An 18,577-nucleotide genomic window follows, 5' to 3' on the forward strand; every position below is an offset into this window, starting at 1 on the left:
TACAGGTTTATAAAATGAAAAAAGCCCGCCACCGATAAGATGGCGGGACTTATCGGAAACGAATTAACCTAGTGTTTGCAAATCTTGCAAGCGATATACATCCATTGGCAATTTAATTGCTAAAGCTTGGCATACAGCATCAGCACCATTCAAGGTTGTTGTGTAATACACTTTACCTTGAAGCGCAGAGCGACGGATTGAGAATGAATCCTGCTGAGCTTGTTTACCTTCTGTAGTATTGATAATGAGGTGAATCTCGCCATTTTTCAAGCGGTCGACAATATTTGGGCGACCTTCTGTTACTTTATTCACACGTTCACATTCAATACCAGCTTCTTTAATGACATCATAAGTACCGCCAGTTGCGATAATTTTGAAGCCTAAATCAACCAATTGTTTCGCAATACCCGCGGCACGAGGTTTATCTGAATGACGTACTGAAATAAATACGTGCTTCACTTCACCTTCAGTTGGTTTACCCGGTAAGCGATCATTAGAGCCTAACACAGCTTTATAGAAAGCTTCACCAAAAGTTGTACCAACACCCATCACTTCACCAGTAGATTTCATTTCTGGTCCAAGGATCGGGTCTACACCTGGGAATTTGTTGAACGGGAATACTGCTTCTTTCACAGCAAAATGCGTTGGGATAATTTCTTTTGTGAATCCTTGAGATTCTAAAGATTGACCCGCCATACAACGTGCTGCAACTTTTGCTAATGATTCGCCGATACATTTAGAAACGAACGGTACTGTACGAGACGCACGTGGATTCACTTCAAGAATATAAACGTCATTACCTTTAACAGCAAACTGTACGTTCATCAAGCCAATCACACCAAGCTCTTTCGCCATAGCAACGGTTTGACGACGCATTTCATCCTGAATCTCTTGAGAAAGAGAGTAAGGTGGAATCGAACATGCTGAGTCACCAGAGTGAATACCTGCTTGTTCAATATGCTGCATAATACCGCCGATCACCACATCTTTGCCGTCAGATACACAGTCAACATCGACTTCTGTTGCATCATCAAGGAAATGGTCAAGCAGTACAGGTGCTTCGTTAGACGCTTGTACAGCATCACGCAAGTAACGTTTAAGTTCGTCGTCGTTGTATACGATTTCCATCGCACGACCACCAAGGACATAAGATGGACGTACAACCAACGGATAACCCACTTTAGATGCTTCAGCCATACCTTCTTCAGCAGATTTAACAATGCTGTTGCTTGGTTGACGAAGATTCAAACGTTGAATCATCTGTTGGAAACGTTCACGATCTTCTGCACGGTCAATCGCATCTGGAGACGTACCGATAATTGGTGCACCTGCTTCTTCTAAAGCACGAGCCAATTTCAAAGGTGTTTGACCGCCGTACTGTACGATAATACCTTTTGGTTTTTCTGTACGTACGATTTCTAAAACATCTTCTAAAGTGATCGGCTCGAAGTACAAACGATCAGATGTGTCATAGTCAGTTGAAACCGTTTCAGGGTTACAGTTGACCATAATGGTTTCATAACCATCTTCACGCATTGCAAGGGCAGCGTGAACGCAGCAATAATCGAACTCAATCCCTTGACCAATACGGTTAGGACCACCACCGATTACCATGATCTTGTCACGGTTAGATGGATTCGCTTCACATTCGTCATCATAAGTTGAATACATGTAAGCAGTATCTGACTCGAACTCAGCTGCACAGGTATCTACACGTTTGTAAACAGGGTATACACCCAAGTTCCAACGGTGCTTACGGAATTGCTTTTGCGAAATGCCCATCAAGTCTGCAATACGTAAATCAGATAAACCTTTACGTTTAAATGCACGGATATTGTCAGCGTTCAAATCACCAAAACCTAAAGTTTTGATTTGTTCTTCAGACTGAATGATGTCTTGGATTTGAATCAAGAACCAACGATCGATATTGGTTGCAGCAAATACTTCATCTAATGTGAAGCCATGACGGAATGCGTCAGCAACATACCAAATACGCTCAGGGCCTGGCACTTTAAGCTCTACCAAGATTTTATCTTTCGCGCCTTCAGTACCCACCGCAATTTTCTCATCGAAACCACAAGCACCGACTTCAAGACCACGAAGTGCCTTTTGTACAGATTCTTGGAAGTTACGACCAATTGCCATGACTTCACCCACAGATTTCATCTGTGTTGTGAGTGTTGCATCAGCTTGTGGGAATTTCTCGAAGTTAAAGCGAGGAATCTTAGTTACGACATAGTCGATTGCAGGTTCAAACGATGCAGGCGTTGTACCGCCAGTGATGTCATTTTTCAATTCATCAAGGGTATAACCCACTGCAAGTTTTGCTGCAATTTTGGCAATAGGGAAACCTGTTGCTTTAGACGCAAGCGCAGAAGAACGAGATACACGAGGGTTCATCTCGATCACAACCATACGGCCATCTTTCGGGTTGATACCGAACTGAACGTTTGATCCGCCTGTCTCTACACCAATTTCACGTAGCACTGCTAAAGAAGCATTACGCAGTAATTGGAACTCTTTATCTGTCAGAGTTTGTGCAGGTGCAACAGTAATGGAGTCACCTGTATGCACACCCATTGGATCGAAGTTTTCAATGGTACATACAATGATACAGTTGTCGTTTTTATCACGAACAACTTCCATTTCATATTCTTTCCAGCCAATTAATGATTCATCAATCAATAATTGTTTGGTTGGAGAAAGATCAAAACCGCGTTCACAGATTTCAATGAATTCTTCTTTGTTATAGGCGATACCACCACCTGAACCACCCATCGTAAATGATGGGCGGATAATCACAGGGAAGCCGAAACGGGCTTGAATTTCAAGCGCATGTTCCATGCTTTCTGCAACATCAGCACGTGGGCATTCCAAACCAATTTTGCGCATTGCGATATCGAAAAGTTTGCGATCTTCCGCTTTTTCGATGGCTTCTTTGGTCGCACCAATCAATTCAACATTGTATTTTTCTAAAATACCGTTGGCATCTAGTGCCAATGCACAGTTTAATGCCGTTTGACCACCCATTGTTGGAAGAACCGCATCTGGGCGTTCTTTCTCAATGATTTGTGCAACAGTTTGCCACGTAATCGGTTCGATATACGTTGCATCTGCCATAGTCGGGTCAGTCATAATGGTGGCTGGGTTAGAGTTCACCAAAATAACACGGTAGCCTTCTTCACGAAGGGCTTTACATGCTTGCGCACCTGAGTAATCGAACTCACATGCTTGCCCGATGACAATCGGACCCGCACCAATAATTAAGATGCTTTTAATGTCTGTACGTTTAGCCATGATCGCTTCCTTAATTACTTCTTAGATGCTTCAATAAGTTCGATGAAATGATCGAACAATGGGGCACAGTCATGTGGACCAGGGCTTGCTTCAGGGTGACCTTGGAAGCTAAACGCAGGTTTATCTGTACGATGAATACCTTGTAAGGTTTGATCGAACAAAGATTTATGCGTAGCTTTGAGGTTTGCAGGCAAAGTTTCTGCATCTACTGCGAAGCCATGGTTTTGAGAAGTAATCATCACTGTACCATTTTCAAGGTTCTGTACAGGATGGTTTGCACCGTGGTGACCATGTGGCATTTTCACAGTTCTAGCGCCAGAAGCTAAAGCTAGAATTTGATGACCCAAACAAATACCGAAAACAGGTAGGTTTGTAGTTTCAACAATGGTTTTTACTGCTGCAATTGCATAATCACATGCTGCTGGATCGCCAGGTCCATTTGACAAAAATACGCCATCTGGATTCAACGCCAATACTTTTTCAGCAGATGTTTGTGCAGGAACAACAGTTAATTTACACCCACGGTCTGCAAGCATACGTAAGATGTTGGTTTTGACACCGTAATCGTATGCAACAACATGAAATTTTGCTTCTGGTTGAGAAAAGCCTTGGCCCAATGTCCATGAGCCTTCGGTCCATTCAAAACCTTCTGGGTCACAACATTCTTTCGCAAGGTCTAAACCATCTAGACCACCAAAGGCACGTGCTTTTGCAATAGCTTCTTCTTCAGTAATATTATCGCCGGCAAGAATGCATCCGTTTTGTGCGCCTTTGTCACGTAAAATACGTGTCAATTTACGAGTATCGATATCTGCAATGGCAACGACATTATGTTGTTGTAAATATTCGCCAAGAGACTGAGTAGCTCGGAAATTGCTGTGTAATAACGGTAGGTCACGAATGATTAAACCATTCGCCCAAACTTTATGAATTCGACCTGATTCAGCGTCTTCTTCATTACAACCAGTATTACCGATATGAGGATAAGTTAAAGTTACAAGTTGCTGTGCATAACTAGGGTCGGTCAAAATTTCTTGATAACCAGTCATGGCAGTGTTAAAAACGACTTCACCAGTCGTACTTCCCGTAGCGCCGATCGATGTACCTTTAAAAACAGTACCGTCAGCAAGGGCTAAAATGGCGGGGGTGCTCAAACCATAGCTCCTGAACTAAAACCACAAAAATAGGGCTGTAAAAAAGCGAGTAGACGAAAAAAAAGGAAGGCTTACTAAATCCTACCCTCCTCTTGTCTGCTCGCTTGTAACTTAACAGCGCATTATACGCATGAGCCTCTCGAAAGTCTATTTTATTTCGAGGGATAATCTAAGATAAATACCTTGCTATTTAGCATTAATTCTGCTTTTAAAGTGAATTGTTTGAAATTGTAAGTATTTAAATATTGTCAGACAAATCAAAATCTAAAATTTATCCTTTCAATGTATCTTATTGACTCACATTCCAGGGGGAATCAATATGACTATATCTAAAGAAACTGTTACAAATAAAGTAACAAAAGAGACTGCGGCTTTGAAAGAAGTTGTAACTGAAACTACAGAAAGTTTAGAGAAGTTAGGTAAAGAAGCGCAGCAGAAAGTTGCTGAAGCGGTTACCGAAACTAAAACTAAACTTGAAGCAGAATCAGAGCAATTAACTGAGCAAGTTCAAGATCAAGTACAAAACTTTAAACAAGATTTGGTGCAACGTCTTGATGTGATCAAATCACAATTTTCAACTTCACAAAAAGATTTGGTTGAATTGGCTGATTTCTTAAAATCTGAATTAAGCATTTTAGTGAAAGAGTTAACTGAAGTTGGTAAAGAAATTCGTGAAGATGTTTCACAAATTTCGAGCAAACATAAAGTACAGTTAACTGAAACTTTAAAGCGTTCAAAAGATCATACTTTAGAAGTTTGGAATAAAGTAACAACAAAACAATAAGATATGTAAAGCTTATGTTTTGAGGAAAGCCATTTCTAAGAAAAATGGCAATAAAAAAGTGAGGCTAGTTGCCTCACTTTTTTATTTTCAATCACAGTTTACATAAGCGTATTTTAAAATGTATGTAACCAATCACGTTTATTGTGAAAGTCGGCCTGTTGGCCACTGTGTTGCATGGCAAAGAAATGTTGACCTTGCGTGGTATTTAAAACAGCGCTTAAACCTAAAAATAAGTCTGACCATTTTAATTTATTGGCAAGCATGAACTCGCTAAGATCTATGCTGACATTTAATCCATAATGCGTACGCTTTAACTGATTTAATTCAATGTCATAAGCAGCGACTGGCGGCATATTTTCAGGATAACGATATTCTTCAAATTGGTAAGCTTGCCAAGCTTGAGAAGGGGATAGATTAATTTCACGATAATAATCTTCACCTTGCACACCAATAAAAATCTCAAAACAGGTATTTTCCCAAAGGAAATCCTGACGTGGATTTGCTGTAACCAGTTCAGGATAAATTATGAATTGATTGGGATCTCTTAACCAATAACCGACATTGAGTGTATATGGGCTAATTTGTTCAATCGCACCAACTAGGGAGATACTTTGAAAACGACGATCAAATGCATTCAGTTCGAAACTTGCCATGAAAATAAATCTTAATTTGAAAGATGAGCGTGGCGAACTAAATTAGACAATTTTGGATTTTGTTTCGCAGCTTTTTTATAAAGCAATGCAATTTTACCAATTGTTTGAACAACTTCCGCACCAGTGACATTGGCAATTTCAGTAATCGTTGCAGCACGTGCTTCGCGGTCTTCACCTGTAACCTTGACTTTAATTAACTCGTGATCATTTAAAGCACGGTTTAATTCTTCAACGACACTTTCAGTCAAGCCTTTATCGCCAAGCATTACAACAGGGTTTAACGCATGTCCGATTTGACGTAAACGTTTACGTTCTTGGATAGATAGAGCCGCCATAAAAGATAACCTAATTTTAGAAACGACTTAGTATAACAAAAGCCATATCACTACGCTGTAAATTCTGTAGAAATAATCGATGAAGCTTATTCAAAAAAACATATCAATATCTGTCGATTTAAATCAATATGAATACTGCAATGAGAATTTTTTTCACGTACAATCAGAAGTTAGTTATCGGTTTAGATCAAGAGAGTTATGGCTACACGCATTACCAACCAGAAGTTATCCAAAAGTAGTCGTGCGTGGATGAGAGAGCATTTAGATGACCCTTTTGTGAAAAAAGCACAAAAAGAAGGTTACCGCGCTCGTGCTGCATATAAACTTCTTGAAATTCAAGAAAAACACAAAATGATTAAACCAGGGATGACCGTGGTTGACTTGGGTGCTGCGCCAGGAAGTTGGTCGCAAATCGCAGGTAAACTGGTCGGTGATAAAGGTTTAGTGATTGCTTCAGATATTTTAGAAATGGATGCTTTACCTGATGTTACTTTCTTACAAGGTGACTTTAGAGAAGAAGAAGTTTTCGAAAAATTGTTAAATATTTTAAATGGACGCACTGTAGACGTTGTAATTTCAGATATGGCCCCCAATACATCAGGTAATAGGGCTGTAGATCAACCTCGCCAGATTTACTTGTGTGAACTTGCGTTAGATTTTGCCAACAAGGTTCTTGGACCAAAAGGGCAGTTTTTAGTTAAAGTTTTCCAAGGAACTGGTTTTGATGAGTTCCGAAAGCAAGTCGTGGATAGTTTTGATGTGTTAAAAACAGCAAAACCAGCTGCTTCACGTGCACGTTCAAAAGAAGTTTTTTTAATTGGACAGGGCCGTAAAAAAGTTTCGCAATAGCTGGTGTTTTTGAGGTATGTTCATTCTTAGTAATGAATTGCCAACAAATGCTTGCCAAGTTGTTAAAAATTGTGCATTTTGTACCTTTTTAACCTTTATTGCGAAATTCATTACTCGCTTTTTGTTACGATCAAGCAAGATTGAGCCTGATCAAAATAGTTATATATGGGAATAAAGCTTTGAGCGATTACTTCAAAAATGCCGTATTGTGGCTGGTCATACTGGGTGTGCTGATCTTAATCTTCAGCAATCTCAGTGACCGCAGTAAGCCTTCTGCGATGAATTATTCAGAATTCGTCACAGCGGTGAATGCTGGTCAAATTAGTAAAGTCACAATTGATGGTGAAAGAATAAGCGGCGAAAAAAAGAACGGTTCGAACTTTGAAAGTATTCGCCCAGCAGTTCAAGATCCTGAATTGATGCCTACACTCATCAAAAATAACGTTGTTGTTGAAGGTACTGCACCTCAACGTCAAGGTTTATTGATGCAACTTCTCATCGCAAGCTTTCCTGTGCTTTTAATTATTTTATTGTTCATGTTCTTTATGCGTAACATGGGTGGTGGTGCAGGCGGTAAAAATGGTCCAATGAGTTTTGGTAAATCTAAAGCAAAAATGCTTTCAGAAGACCAAATCAAAGTGACCTTTACCGATGTAGCTGGTTGTGATGAAGCAAAACAAGAAGTTGTGGAAATCGTTGATTTCTTGAAAGACCCTGCAAAATTCAAACGTTTAGGGGCAACAATTCCTAAAGGCGTATTGATGGTTGGTCCTCCAGGTACAGGTAAAACTTTACTTGCGAAAGCGATTGCTGGTGAAGCCAAAGTTCCATTCTTTAGTATTTCAGGTTCTGACTTCGTTGAAATGTTCGTTGGTGTTGGTGCATCTCGAGTGCGTGACATGTTCGAACAGGCGAAACGCCATGCACCATGTATCATCTTTATTGATGAGATTGATGCAGTCGGTCGTCATCGTGGTTCAGGTACAGGTGGTGGTCATGATGAACGTGAACAAACACTCAACCAAATGCTTGTTGAAATGGATGGTTTCGAAGGTAATGAAGGGATTATCGTCATTGCTGCAACAAACCGTGCGGATGTACTGGATAAAGCATTACTTCGTCCGGGGCGTTTCGACCGTCAAGTGATGGTGGGTCTGCCAGATATTAAAGGTCGTGAACAGATCTTAGCAGTGCATTTGAAGAAACTTCCTTCGGTAACAGGTGTTGATCTTAAAGTATTGGCACGTGGTACACCTGGTTTCTCTGGTGCGCAATTGGCGAATCTTGTGAATGAAGCTGCATTGTTTGCTGCTCGTCGTAACAAGAACACCGTCGATATGCATGACTTTGAAGATGCAAAAGATAAGATCTACATGGGCCCTGAACGTAAGTCGATGGTGATCCGTGAAGAAGAACGTCGCGCGACTGCATATCATGAAGCAGGTCATGCCATTGTTGCAGAAATTCTTCCAGGGACTGACCCTGTGCATAAAGTAACAATTATGCCACGTGGTTGGGCTTTGGGTGTAACTTGGCAGTTGCCAGAACATGATCAAACCAGCCATTACAAGTCTAAGATGTTGAATGAACTTTCAATCTTATTCGGTGGTCGTATTGCAGAAGAAGTTTTCATTGATCAAATGTCAACGGGTGCTTCTAACGACTTTGAACGTGCAACCAAAATGGCACGTGCGATGGTGACCAAGTATGGTATGTCAGACAAAATGGGCGTGATGGTCTATGAAGATGAAAACCAGAATGGTTTCTTCGGAAATGTCGGTAGCCGTACGATTTCTGAAGCAACACAACAACAGGTTGACCAAGAAGTACGTCGTATCTTGGATGAACAGTATCGTGTTGCGCGTGATATTCTTGAAAATAACAAAGATATTGCACATGCAATGGTAAAAGCCTTGATGGAATGGGAAACGATTGATCGTGATCAAATCCGTGACATCATGGAAGGTCGTGATCCTCAGCCACCTAAGGTTTATGTTGCTGAAAATCCAGTGCTTGATGTAACACCTACAGATGGTCCATCAACACCACCACCATTACCAGCGACCTGATCAGTCAGTGAATAAACAAGAGCCTCAATTGAGGCTCTTTTTTTATACGAAAAAATTCACAGACGAAAAAAAATCACTGTGCTATTGATTTGAATTGTTAAACTAGCCTGAATTGAATACGGAGAATTGACATGCAACTGATGCCACTACCCAAGCAAATTTTGCAATGTGGGCGTTTAAGTCTGGATTTATCACAAGCACATGTCATGGGTATCTTGAATGTCACTCCTGATTCATTTAGCGATGGTGGGAAGCATGATCAAAAAGATCAAGCTGTTACTTATGCCAAGCAAATGATTGCTGATGGTGCGACAGTGATTGATGTTGGCGGTGAATCTACACGCCCGGGTGCATCTGTAGTCGAGATTGCCGAAGAAATACGTCGTGTTGTTCCTGTGGTTGCTGAATTAGCCAAATTGGATGTCATTATTTCAATAGATACCTCACAGCCCGGAGTCATTCGTGAGGCGGTTAAGGCTGGTGCACATATTTGGAATGATGTCCGTGCCTTAACTCGTCCACATGCCTTAGAGACTGCTGCAGAGCTCAATATCCCTGTGATTATTATGCATATGCGAGGCGAGCCAACCACAATGAATCATCTTGACCAGTATGAAGATGTTACTCAAGAGGTAATTGCTGAATTACAGCAACGCGTAGATGATGCACTACAGGCAGGAATTCACCCTAAAAATATCATGATAGATCCTGGTTTTGGTTTTGCTAAAAATGCGCAACAAAATTTAAAGCTTCTCAATGAGTTTTATCAACTGAACAACATGGGTTATCCAATTTTATCAGCCTTATCACGTAAGCGCTTCATTGGTGAAGCTTTAGATGGTGCAGATGCCAATCATCGTGCTGTAGGTAGTGTTGCTGCACACTTGCTCAGTATTCAACAAGGCGCGTGTATGGTACGTGCACATGATGTAAAAGCAATGTCGGATGCAATTAAAGTATGGCAAGCCATGCGCTCTGCAATTTAATGATGAATGATCAATAGCCTCTAATATTGTTTGATCTTTTTTTTAAATTTAGATCATCTACATCTGAAAAATTAATCAGTTAAATTGCCTGATCAATTTGGTGAATTGTATGGTTTGTGTTATATAAGCGCGTGAATTGCTGTTTTATTTTAGGTTGCAATGTTTAACGATCTACTTCTCCCAATGTTCGATGATGAATATTATCCAGATATTCTAGTTGCTGAGGTTAAGCAACTTATTGAAAATTTTGCTAAAAAAGTGGCAAAAACCAGCTTCAGTGATGCAGAAATTTATTCTATGGCAAAACTGACTGTGACTGAAATTAATGAAATGAAGCCACAGTTTGAGGATCTTGATTCTTCTTTGGATGGTACTGCAGCAGATTATATTGCTGAAGCAATGATGATGGTGGTACAAGACCAAGGGTATCTTGATATTGAAATGGAAGAGCTTGTTGCAAATAGAGAGTGGTAAGCCACTCTCTTTTTTTGCTATCGATTTTTAGAGATAAATAGGGGAGAGAGCTTAATTCCTTACTTATTTACGATACTTATTAAGCTGATTTTTTCGATAAAAACATAAATATGTATTAATTTTAAACATTTAAATATCAATTGCTTAAAGTATGATCATTGGTGTGTTTCAATGCTTGACGTAGGGTAGATAACTTTAGATAATGCGCACACAGTTTATGGCTATGTAGCTCAGTTGGTTAGAGCACCGCACTCATAATGCGGGGGTCACAGGTTCAAGTCCCGTCATAGCCACCATTTTTATAGACCATGCTCACTGCATGGTCTCTTTTTTTGTGCATCATCAAAAGATCAGTAGATACAGATAAAAATTATCATCATGTATGAATATTTAGAACACTGAAAAAATCCAGTTGAATGTTTATTTGGGTCTGTTGACAATTCGTCTACGTTTGCGACTACGTGTGTTTTTTAGGCGATACTAGGCACGAAATACGAAATTTAGTCATTCTAAATGATGAGAAACATCGTTTCGCAAGGTAACACGTAGCGGCAAAAAACACGCTAGTCCTCCGCTGCGCCTTGCGCTGCAAACAAAGCAGTGCTTTGTTCTTGCTCAGGGTTGTGGTTAAAATTATCTCAGCCTTCGTTATGAAACTCGAAAATAGTCTCGCTATTCTCTTCGTTTCATGTCTTGCCTGCTCAATTTTAACCTACAACGCAAGCCATTTATGAAATGTCAACAGACCCTAAGCTTTTTCTGCTAAATAATTTTCTATAAATCTTTGTGTTTGCGTGTCAAGGTAGAATGGCGCAATCAAGGATTGAATGATCTCATCCAATAAGCCATGTTGATCCAAAGCATCTAGTGTATGTGGAATAAAGCGATCTGCTTCGATAAATAAATCGTTTTGATCTAAGCCAACAGAGTGTAGTAATTCTTGTAAGCTATATTCGCCAAAGTATTCATAAAATGCTTCGACAACATTTAAAATGACCTGTTGCATATATTCTGTTTGACGTAATTCTTTCCAGGTTTCATAAACAAGAATAAAGAATTCCTCAAAATCAATGGGTTGAACTTGAGAGAAAGCCTCTTTTAATGAGCGTTGCTTAACTTCATTCCAAACATGTGTAGCGATATCTGCCAGGTCTTCATTAGGCAGTAGAATGATATTGCTGAGTTGGCTACGGATAGCAGTTGCGAGTTGTTGTTCTAATTTAAGCTCAATATTGTGTTGTTGATCTTGAATAAAGCTGATGACTTTAGCGCCAATACGGTTATGTTTCACTGTGTATTGACGTAGCTGGTTGAGCCAAGGGGTGTTGCTTTCTAAAATCTGATTGGCAAGCTGTAGGCTAACCTGTTGAATCTGCGGGTTGTGCTGTAAGTTTTCTTGAATATAGTCTCTTAATTGTTCTAATTCTAAGATTTTAAACATCCACAGTTCAAAAGATTCATCTGAGAGTAGATCATTGAAAATGGTTTGACTATGAATGGCATATTGATGAATTTTTTGAGCGACGACACCGATAAATTCAAGAATATCTGCGCCTAAATTCAATTCAAAAGCATATTTTTGCACTACAGACTGGAGTTGCTCAAGTTGAATCACATTTTTTAAAAGGATTTTGTCTGCATTTTGATAGGTTTGGGAAATAAAATTTTGAATAAATTGCGGATTTTTTTGATCTAAGAGTTGTTTTTTAATAAAGCGAACTTGCTCAAGCAATAATGCTTGAGCAAGTTCCTGAGCAAAGCTCGAAGGTGGAGGTGAATTATTCACATTCACGAGGCTTATACACCTGCTTTCCAGCCATTTACAATCGGATAACGGCGTTCACGGCTAAATGCGCGTGAGCTAATACGTGGTCCAATTGAACCTTGACGACGTTTGTATTCATTGCGGTCGACAAGCTGAATGACTTTTTCCACGATTGCACGTTCAAAACCTTTGGCAATGATGTCTTCTTGGCTTTGTTCTTCCTCAATATATGCATATAGAATGGCATCAAGTACATCATAAGCAGGTAAAGAGTCTTGGTCTTTTTGATCAGGACGAAGTTCTGCTGATGGTGGACGAGAAATAACCCGTTCAGGAATCACAGGCGTTTCAGAAATACTGTTACGGTACTTAGCCAATTCAAAAACAATAGTTTTATAAACATCTTTGAGTACAGCAAAACCACCTACCATATCGCCATACAGTGTGCAGTAACCTACAGAAAGCTCAGACTTATTGCCTGTTGCAAGCACAAGGTTACCAAACTTATTAGATAAGCCCATAAGCAATGTACCACGTGCACGCGCTTGAAGGTTTTCTTCAGTTGTATCCGCAGGTGAGTTACCAAAGAATGGGAATAAGGTCTGCATAAAGCTATTTACGATAGGATGAATTTCGGCAATACCAAAAGTAACGCCCATGCGTTTTGCTTGTTCAGTTGCATCTTCCACACTAATTTGTGATGTGTAGGTATAAGGCATCATCACGGCTTGAACTTTATCTGCACCAATCGCATCAACTGCAATTGCCAAGGTTAAAGCTGAGTCGATACCGCCCGATAGTCCTAAAATCACACCAGGGAAACCAGAGCGTTGTACATAGTCGCGTGTTGCTAAAACCAAAGCTTGATAGATCTCAGCCATAGTGTTTAATGCTGGCGCAGCTTCAACCACTTGATAGGCTTTATTTTCTATTTGATAGTCAGCAAAGTAGAGATCTTCTTTAAAGCTTGGTGCTTGTAGTGCAACTTCACCTGAATGGTTAATAACAAAACTGGTCCCATCAAAAATGAGATCATCTTGACCACCCACTTGGTTGATATAAACCACATTGAGATGGAGCTGTTTTGCCAACTCTTTTAATGTTTCGATACGATGTTGCGGTTTGCCGACTTCATAAGGTGAAGCATTCAAGACCAAAACACTTTCCACATTGAGTTGAGCAAGCTGTTGAACTGTATTTAAAGACCATACATCTTCGCAAATCAGGACCCCGAACTTATGACCTAAGTACTCAAATACAAGATGTTGATGTCCTTCATTAAAATAACGCTTTTCATCAAAAACGCTGTAATTAGGAAGATTTTGTTTGTTGTAGACCCCTAAAACTTGTCCATCTTTCATCACTGCAGCAGCATTGTAGCGTTGACCATCGTCTGTAAGATTGGCAAAACCAAATACCATCACGATGTCTTTAACAGTAGACAGTTTCTCGAAAGCTTGTGCAGTACGCTTTGCTAGGCTTGGGCGTAAAAGCAAATCTTCGGCAGGGTAACCGATTATAGAAAGTTCAGGGAAAACAACAATTTCAGCATTCTGTTTTTTTGCATCATTGGCTTGTTCAATCATTTTTTGAACGTTCGACTCAATATCACCAATGAATGGAGAGAATTGCGCGAGAGCAATTTTAAAACTTTTCATTTAAACCAAATCCTATTCCAATAGGGTAATTTATACACAAGTTGTTGATTTTTAAAATGTAGTTATTCAACATATGTGTATAGATATCACAGAAATTGCCAAAGGGCGAAACTATAAAATCATTAAAAAATCATCAAAATCTTTATTTTCTTGCAAGGCAAAAATTTCAGACATTGAGTATTTTAACTAAAAAAACGTCAGAAGCTAGTAATTCATCAAGTTTATTCAATACACCATCAATGACCTCATGAATTTAGTGTATTTTTTTTATAGAAACTAGTGATTTTTCATTATTTTTTGAATTTTATATTGGAAAGGATTAGCTTTAATTTATTTTTGTGAAATACATCACTTAAATTATTTAAATTAGCATCAAAACAAGGGACTTAAATAGAATGATTGACTGCATTTTTATCCAGAATAATATTTTCAATTCGATTTAAATAAATATCTTTGGCAATATCGCCTTGTTGCTCAATATTGTAATCGAAATAAGCTTTTCCTTGAATGAGGGTGTAGCGATAAGGGTTATATTTACCCAAACTCAGGTAAAGTGCGGACTGTAAAATCGCCCCCTTAAGTAATACATTCTCATGACGCTGATATTGATAAACATGGGCCATTTCATGAATAAAAACAGCTTGATAACCCAAGCTCATACAGGAAAAGTCTTCACAATAGTCTGCATCTTTTAAGTGAATATAACCATTGGGCGCCATCAAAATCCCAACAGGCTGCCATGGTAAATAAGGATGATTCATCACCTTGACTTGGCTGTAGTCAATTAAATCTCCAAATACACTTTGGCTAATACGAATTTCGCCATCTGTCAATTTACGATATTTGAATTGATCCAATTGAAGAAGCTGTACAAAGCGCCAAATGAAATTGAACATTGTTTTATTTTGTGCTGTGTAAAAAGTACATCCATAAGTTTAGCACTGATTCAGTTTGACCCAAAGATTAACTGTGACCCAGATACACCACGATAAAAAACTATCTATTGTATATATGCTGACATGAAACTTTTCTTGTTGCCTGATTTCAGTTATGTAGCGTATCCGTAGTTAGGGTTCTCTACACCCAAAAATTAAATCATGATTTAAGTAAGCCAAAGCTAATGACTTGTCTGCAAAGGTCATTATTTATCAGTAGAGGCAAGCTCCGCACTTATTTGTCAGACACTTTATTGAATAGTCATAAATTGCCAATGGATTGACCTGAAATGTCAGTGGTATTTGAATCTAGATGACTTACTTTTCCAACATAAATAGGATTTTTTACTTGAAATGTGAATTTGAACTGGTTTTCAGTCAAATCCTTGATCCCTAAATAAACAATAGGTGCTTCATATGTTACTTGCTAAGCCTGTCAAAAAAGTGTTTGCAAAAGCTTTTCCAAGTCGATTGCCTAATTTAAAAGATCAGATTGCGAATATCCCGATTCGTCACTTCAATTTTAAATTTAGTCCAGATGAGTTGGATGTTAAATTTTTTATGCAAAAAGAGTGGGCGACTGCTTATTTTGCCGCACTGTCAATTTTTTTAACCTATGGTGAAGAGTTGGTGATCGAAACCGCACGACATCATCGTGATCAAATACAAGACCCAGTTTTAAAACAGCGTCTAACCAGTTTGATTGGACAAGAGGCAATTCACTCCAAAGTCCATGAAGAATACAATGAAACCATGATTCCAAATAATTTGCCTGTGCAGTTATATCGGTTTTTAGCAGAACAGGTTTTTAATCATACTTTTTTAAAATTCCCACAACCTTTAAAGCTTTCAATGATGGCTGGGATTGAGCATTTCACAGCTGTCTTTGCTCAATATGCCATGACGCATCAAGACATCTTTAATCATTCTCTTGATGAAAAAACACGTGCTTTATGGTTATGGCATATGCTGGAAGAGTCTGAGCATAAAGATATTGCTTATGATACTTATCAAGTGCTTTCTGCAAATTATCCATTACGAATTTCAGGATTCTTTATTGCGTTGATTACTTTGGGTCTAGGCGTAGGTGCTGGCGCATTGATGTTGCCATTTTTACGACGTCCAATGAATAGCTTTAGTCTAAGTTTTTGGAAAGAGGCAAAGGGCAGTTGGGATTTATTATTTAGTCGAGACAATGGTGTTTTTGGTAGCAGTTTAGGCCATATTTTTGATTATTTGCGTCCAGACTTTCATCCTAATGATCATGATACAACTGAGCTTTTAGAATATTTCAAAAAAGAATTACTTGATCCTGAAACAGGCACACTCACCCCTTATTTTGTTAAAGCGTTTACCCCTGCTTTACGGATGTAATTTTATTCAATCTTAGCATTCAAATTTTCTATTCAATATAAAAACGATGTTGTAGATCGATACTGAGCTTTTCCATCAATTTTTGAAGGAAAAGCTTTTTTTTAAAAGCTGTGATTTTAACCAAGCACTTTATAAAAATTGTTTTTAAGGGACATTCTTTATCAGTGGAGGCAACTCTTAAAAGTGATTGTCTGACAATTATCTAAGGTTGTCATAATTTGCAAACCGAATGAATGCATGTGCCAATGGTAATTGACAAAGCATGTCGTAATTTTTAGCCATCAAAGTAGAGTTTTTACTCAAAAGGCGATCTGTAGCTCATCAGCGTAAAGACGATGAAATGGATTGCCATATTAAATGAATAAAGAGTACCAGCTATGTTCGCTAAGCCAATTAAGAAAGCCGTTGCTAAAGTTTTTGCTGCGGCACCATTCAGTCTGGAAAATCAAACGCCGATTATTCCAATTCGTCATATGAAGTTTGATTTTGATCCAGCGCAAGTAGATCACCGATTTTATATGGATGCAGAATTGGCAAGTGCATATTTTGCGTCATTGTCGATTTTCTTAACTCGTGGTGAAGATCTTGTGATTGATACTGCTCGTTATCATCGTGATTTCATTACTGATCCATTATTGAAGCAACGTGTTACTTCATTGATTGGTCAAGAGGCGATTCATTCAAAAATGCATGAAGAGTTAAATGACGCTTATTTAATTCGTGATTTGCCAGTAAAGCTGTTTCGTACTTGGGCTGGCTGGGCGTTTGAATATGGGTTTGAGCGTCTTCCACAACCGATGAAATTGTCGTTGATGGCTGGTATCGAACATTTTACTGCGGTACTTGCAGAATACATGATGAATCATGAAGAAGTGTTCTTCCGTTCGCAAGATGAAAAACAACGGGCAATCTGGATGTGGCATATGCTTGAAGAATCAGAGCATAAGGATATTGCTTTCGATGTGTTTCAAGAATTATCCAATAACTATTTATTACGTATTGCTGGATTCTTTCCCGCATTGATCACGATTTTGGTGCTGATTTCAGCTGCATCATTTTTAGTTCCTTTTTATCGCAATCCTAAGAACCTGATTAGCTTACGTTATTGGAAAGAGATTCCATATAATTTTCGCCTGATCTTTGGCTTAAAAGATGGTGTTTACGGCAGTAGCTTTAAACATATTTTTGATTATCTTCGTCCCGATTTTCATCCAAATGATCATGATACATCTGAATTTTTGGACTATTACAAAGAGAAACTGCTGAATCCAAAGACAGGTCTTCTTACGCCATATTTGACGAAAGAATTTTATCCTGCATTGCGTTCATAAAAACCTAAAAGAGATGGATTTAAAGTTTATGGGTATTTTTTCTAAAAAAGTTAAGCCGAGCCAAAATGCTTATGCGGTCGTGACTGGCGCAGGCAGTGGCATTGGACGTAGTTTTGCAATGGAACTTGCAAAACGCGGAGGAACAATTGTTTGTGCTGACATAAATCTGGATGCAGCCAAAGAAACAGTCAGTTTGATTGAATCACAAACTTCAGCTAAAGCATTTGCTGTGCAATGTGATGTGGGGGTGAAAGAGCAAGTAAAAGCACTTTCAGAACAAGCCGAAAAATTAATGAATCATCCTGTAAGCCTGATCATTAATAATGCGGGTGTGGGGCTGGGTGGTAAGTTTGATGAAGTTTCACTGGACGATTGGCAATGGTGTATGCATGTCAACCTTTGGGGGGTTATTCATGGTTGTCATTATTTTGTTCCTCAGTTTAAGCAACAAGGTTATGGGGCAATTATCAATGTTGCTTCAGCTGCGGGGTATACAGCAGCTCCCGAAATGACTGCTTATAACGTAACAAAATCTAGTGTGCTGGCATTGTCAGAAACCCTTTCAGCAGAGCTTCGCGGTGACAACATTCGAGTGAATGTGCTGTGTCCAACATTAGTGCCTACAAATATTATGAAAAATGGTCGTTTACCTGGTCATTATGCGGGTTTAGCAGATGATTTACTGATGAATCATGCATTTACCACTAGTGATCAGGTGGTGATTAAAACCTTAAATAACTTGGATGCAGGCAAGCTGTACACCATTCCTCAGCCAGATGCAAAACTGTTTTGGATATTAAAACGTGCATCACCCACCTTATATGCCAAAGCGCTGGGTATCGGATATCCATTATTTAATAAATACATCAAATAAGCTGCGAGTAAATCAAGATGACAACAGAAACAACTTTAG

15 protein-coding genes and 1 tRNA gene are annotated in these 18,577 nt (G+C 39.0%); 9 read left to right on the forward strand and 7 right to left on the reverse strand.

Going from position 1 to position 18,577, the window contains the following annotated elements; all coding sequences use genetic code 11:
- Positions 1–63: 63 nt before the first annotated feature.
- Both carB and carA read right to left on the reverse strand, forming a co-directional pair.
- A complete protein-coding gene (gene carB / locus CQZ96_RS19495; protein WP_004717334.1) occupies positions 64–3,297 on the reverse strand; it encodes a carbamoyl-phosphate synthase large subunit in 3,234 nt (1,077 codons plus the stop codon).
- Between the two features lie 14 nt (positions 3,298–3,311).
- Positions 3,312–4,451 (reverse strand): glutamine-hydrolyzing carbamoyl-phosphate synthase small subunit, encoded by a 1,140-nt coding sequence (gene carA / locus CQZ96_RS19500; RefSeq protein WP_105713581.1) that lies wholly within the window; start codon positions 4,449–4,451, stop codon positions 3,312–3,314.
- A gap of 319 nt (positions 4,452–4,770) precedes the next feature.
- Between carA and CQZ96_RS19505 the strand changes: the two genes are divergently transcribed.
- Complete coding sequence (locus tag CQZ96_RS19505) at positions 4,771–5,235, forward strand: hypothetical protein (protein ID WP_004717330.1); 465 nt, start codon at positions 4,771–4,773, stop codon at positions 5,233–5,235.
- A gap of 113 nt (positions 5,236–5,348) precedes the next feature.
- Here CQZ96_RS19505 and CQZ96_RS19510 read toward each other — a convergent pair whose 3' ends face one another.
- Both CQZ96_RS19510 and yhbY read right to left on the reverse strand, forming a co-directional pair.
- The gene (locus tag CQZ96_RS19510) at positions 5,349–5,888 is read right to left on the reverse strand and encodes a DOMON-like domain-containing protein (RefSeq protein WP_004717328.1); all 540 of its coding nucleotides are present in this window, start codon (positions 5,886–5,888) and stop codon (positions 5,349–5,351) included.
- Between the two features lie 11 nt (positions 5,889–5,899).
- Positions 5,900–6,223 carry a ribosome assembly RNA-binding protein YhbY gene (gene yhbY, locus CQZ96_RS19515; protein WP_004717326.1) on the reverse strand — a complete coding sequence of 108 codons (324 nt, stop codon included), beginning with the start codon at positions 6,221–6,223 and terminating at the stop codon, positions 5,900–5,902.
- Positions 6,224–6,421: 198 nt separating this feature from the next.
- On the opposite strand from yhbY, the gene rlmE reads away from it, so the two are divergent.
- The 5 genes from rlmE to CQZ96_RS19540 all read left to right on the forward strand — a co-directional run bounded on the left by rlmE (position 6,422) and on the right by CQZ96_RS19540 (position 10,897).
- A complete protein-coding gene (rlmE, locus tag CQZ96_RS19520) occupies positions 6,422–7,072 on the forward strand; it encodes a 23S rRNA (uridine(2552)-2'-O)-methyltransferase RlmE (protein ID WP_004717323.1) in 651 nt (216 codons plus the stop codon).
- Positions 7,073–7,251: 179 nt separating this feature from the next.
- Entirely contained in the window at positions 7,252–9,141 is a 1,890-nt protein-coding gene (gene ftsH / locus CQZ96_RS19525; protein WP_004823226.1) for an ATP-dependent zinc metalloprotease FtsH, read from the forward strand.
- Positions 9,142–9,272: 131 nt separating this feature from the next.
- A complete protein-coding gene (gene folP / locus CQZ96_RS19530) occupies positions 9,273–10,127 on the forward strand; it encodes a dihydropteroate synthase (RefSeq protein ID WP_105713582.1) in 855 nt (284 codons plus the stop codon).
- 159 nt (positions 10,128–10,286) lie between these two features.
- On the forward strand, positions 10,287–10,601 hold the full coding sequence (locus tag CQZ96_RS19535) for a DUF5713 family protein (protein ID WP_004717317.1): 315 nt from the start codon (positions 10,287–10,289) through the stop codon (positions 10,599–10,601).
- A 219-nt stretch (positions 10,602–10,820) separates the two neighbouring features.
- Positions 10,821–10,897 (forward strand) — tRNA-Met (locus CQZ96_RS19540).
- 452 nt (positions 10,898–11,349) lie between these two features.
- Here CQZ96_RS19540 and CQZ96_RS19545 read toward each other — a convergent pair.
- The 3 genes from CQZ96_RS19545 to CQZ96_RS19555 form a co-directional block, all read right to left on the reverse strand.
- A complete protein-coding gene (locus CQZ96_RS19545; protein ID WP_105713583.1) occupies positions 11,350–12,393 on the reverse strand; it encodes a hypothetical protein in 1,044 nt (347 codons plus the stop codon).
- Positions 12,394–12,398: 5 nt separating this feature from the next.
- Positions 12,399–14,024, reverse strand: coding sequence for an NAD+ synthase (locus CQZ96_RS19550; protein ID WP_004717311.1), 1,626 nt, complete (start codon positions 14,022–14,024; stop codon positions 12,399–12,401).
- Between the two features lie 386 nt (positions 14,025–14,410).
- Complete coding sequence (locus CQZ96_RS19555) at positions 14,411–14,920, reverse strand: hypothetical protein (protein ID WP_105713584.1); 510 nt, start codon at positions 14,918–14,920, stop codon at positions 14,411–14,413.
- Between the two features lie 456 nt (positions 14,921–15,376).
- Here CQZ96_RS19555 and CQZ96_RS19560 point away from each other — a divergent pair, with 456 nt between their 5' ends.
- The 3 genes from CQZ96_RS19560 to CQZ96_RS19570 all read left to right on the forward strand — a co-directional run bounded on the left by CQZ96_RS19560 (position 15,377) and on the right by CQZ96_RS19570 (position 18,538).
- Positions 15,377–16,333, forward strand: coding sequence for a metal-dependent hydrolase (locus tag CQZ96_RS19560; protein WP_034612484.1), 957 nt, complete (start codon positions 15,377–15,379; stop codon positions 16,331–16,333).
- A gap of 377 nt (positions 16,334–16,710) precedes the next feature.
- Positions 16,711–17,664 (forward strand): metal-dependent hydrolase, encoded by a 954-nt coding sequence (locus CQZ96_RS19565; protein WP_004717305.1) that lies wholly within the window; start codon positions 16,711–16,713, stop codon positions 17,662–17,664.
- Between the two features lie 28 nt (positions 17,665–17,692).
- Positions 17,693–18,538 (forward strand): SDR family NAD(P)-dependent oxidoreductase, encoded by an 846-nt coding sequence (locus CQZ96_RS19570; RefSeq protein WP_034612488.1) that lies wholly within the window; start codon positions 17,693–17,695, stop codon positions 18,536–18,538.
- Positions 18,539–18,577 lie beyond the last annotated feature (39 nt).

It is taken from the genome of Acinetobacter sp. MYb10 (genome assembly GCF_002980175.2).
Lineage (GTDB): Bacteria > Pseudomonadota > Gammaproteobacteria > Pseudomonadales > Moraxellaceae > Acinetobacter > Acinetobacter guillouiae.

Excerpts from the sequence above, each read along its gene's own strand:
- CQZ96_RS19560 (WP_034612484.1), top strand. The coding sequence starts at position 15,377 with ATGTTACTTGCTAAGCCTGTCAAAAAAGTGTTTGCAAAAGCTTTTCCA.
- CQZ96_RS19510 (WP_004717328.1), bottom strand. The coding sequence starts at position 5,888 with ATGGCAAGTTTCGAACTGAATGCATTTGATCGTCGTTTTCAAAGTATC.
- yhbY (WP_004717326.1), bottom strand. The coding sequence starts at position 6,223 with ATGGCGGCTCTATCTATCCAAGAACGTAAACGTTTACGTCAAATCGGA.
- CQZ96_RS19555 (WP_105713584.1), bottom strand. The coding sequence starts at position 14,920 with ATGTTCAATTTCATTTGGCGCTTTGTACAGCTTCTTCAATTGGATCAA.
- CQZ96_RS19570 (WP_034612488.1), top strand. The coding sequence starts at position 17,693 with ATGGGTATTTTTTCTAAAAAAGTTAAGCCGAGCCAAAATGCTTATGCG.
- CQZ96_RS19505 (WP_004717330.1), top strand. The coding sequence starts at position 4,771 with ATGACTATATCTAAAGAAACTGTTACAAATAAAGTAACAAAAGAGACT.
- CQZ96_RS19535 (WP_004717317.1), top strand. The coding sequence starts at position 10,287 with ATGTTTAACGATCTACTTCTCCCAATGTTCGATGATGAATATTATCCA.
- folP (WP_105713582.1), top strand. The coding sequence starts at position 9,273 with ATGCAACTGATGCCACTACCCAAGCAAATTTTGCAATGTGGGCGTTTA.
- CQZ96_RS19565 (WP_004717305.1), top strand. The coding sequence starts at position 16,711 with ATGTTCGCTAAGCCAATTAAGAAAGCCGTTGCTAAAGTTTTTGCTGCG.
- carB (WP_004717334.1), bottom strand. The coding sequence starts at position 3,297 with ATGGCTAAACGTACAGACATTAAAAGCATCTTAATTATTGGTGCGGGT.
- CQZ96_RS19550 (WP_004717311.1), bottom strand. The coding sequence starts at position 14,024 with ATGAAAAGTTTTAAAATTGCTCTCGCGCAATTCTCTCCATTCATTGGT.
- rlmE (WP_004717323.1), top strand. The coding sequence starts at position 6,422 with ATGGCTACACGCATTACCAACCAGAAGTTATCCAAAAGTAGTCGTGCG.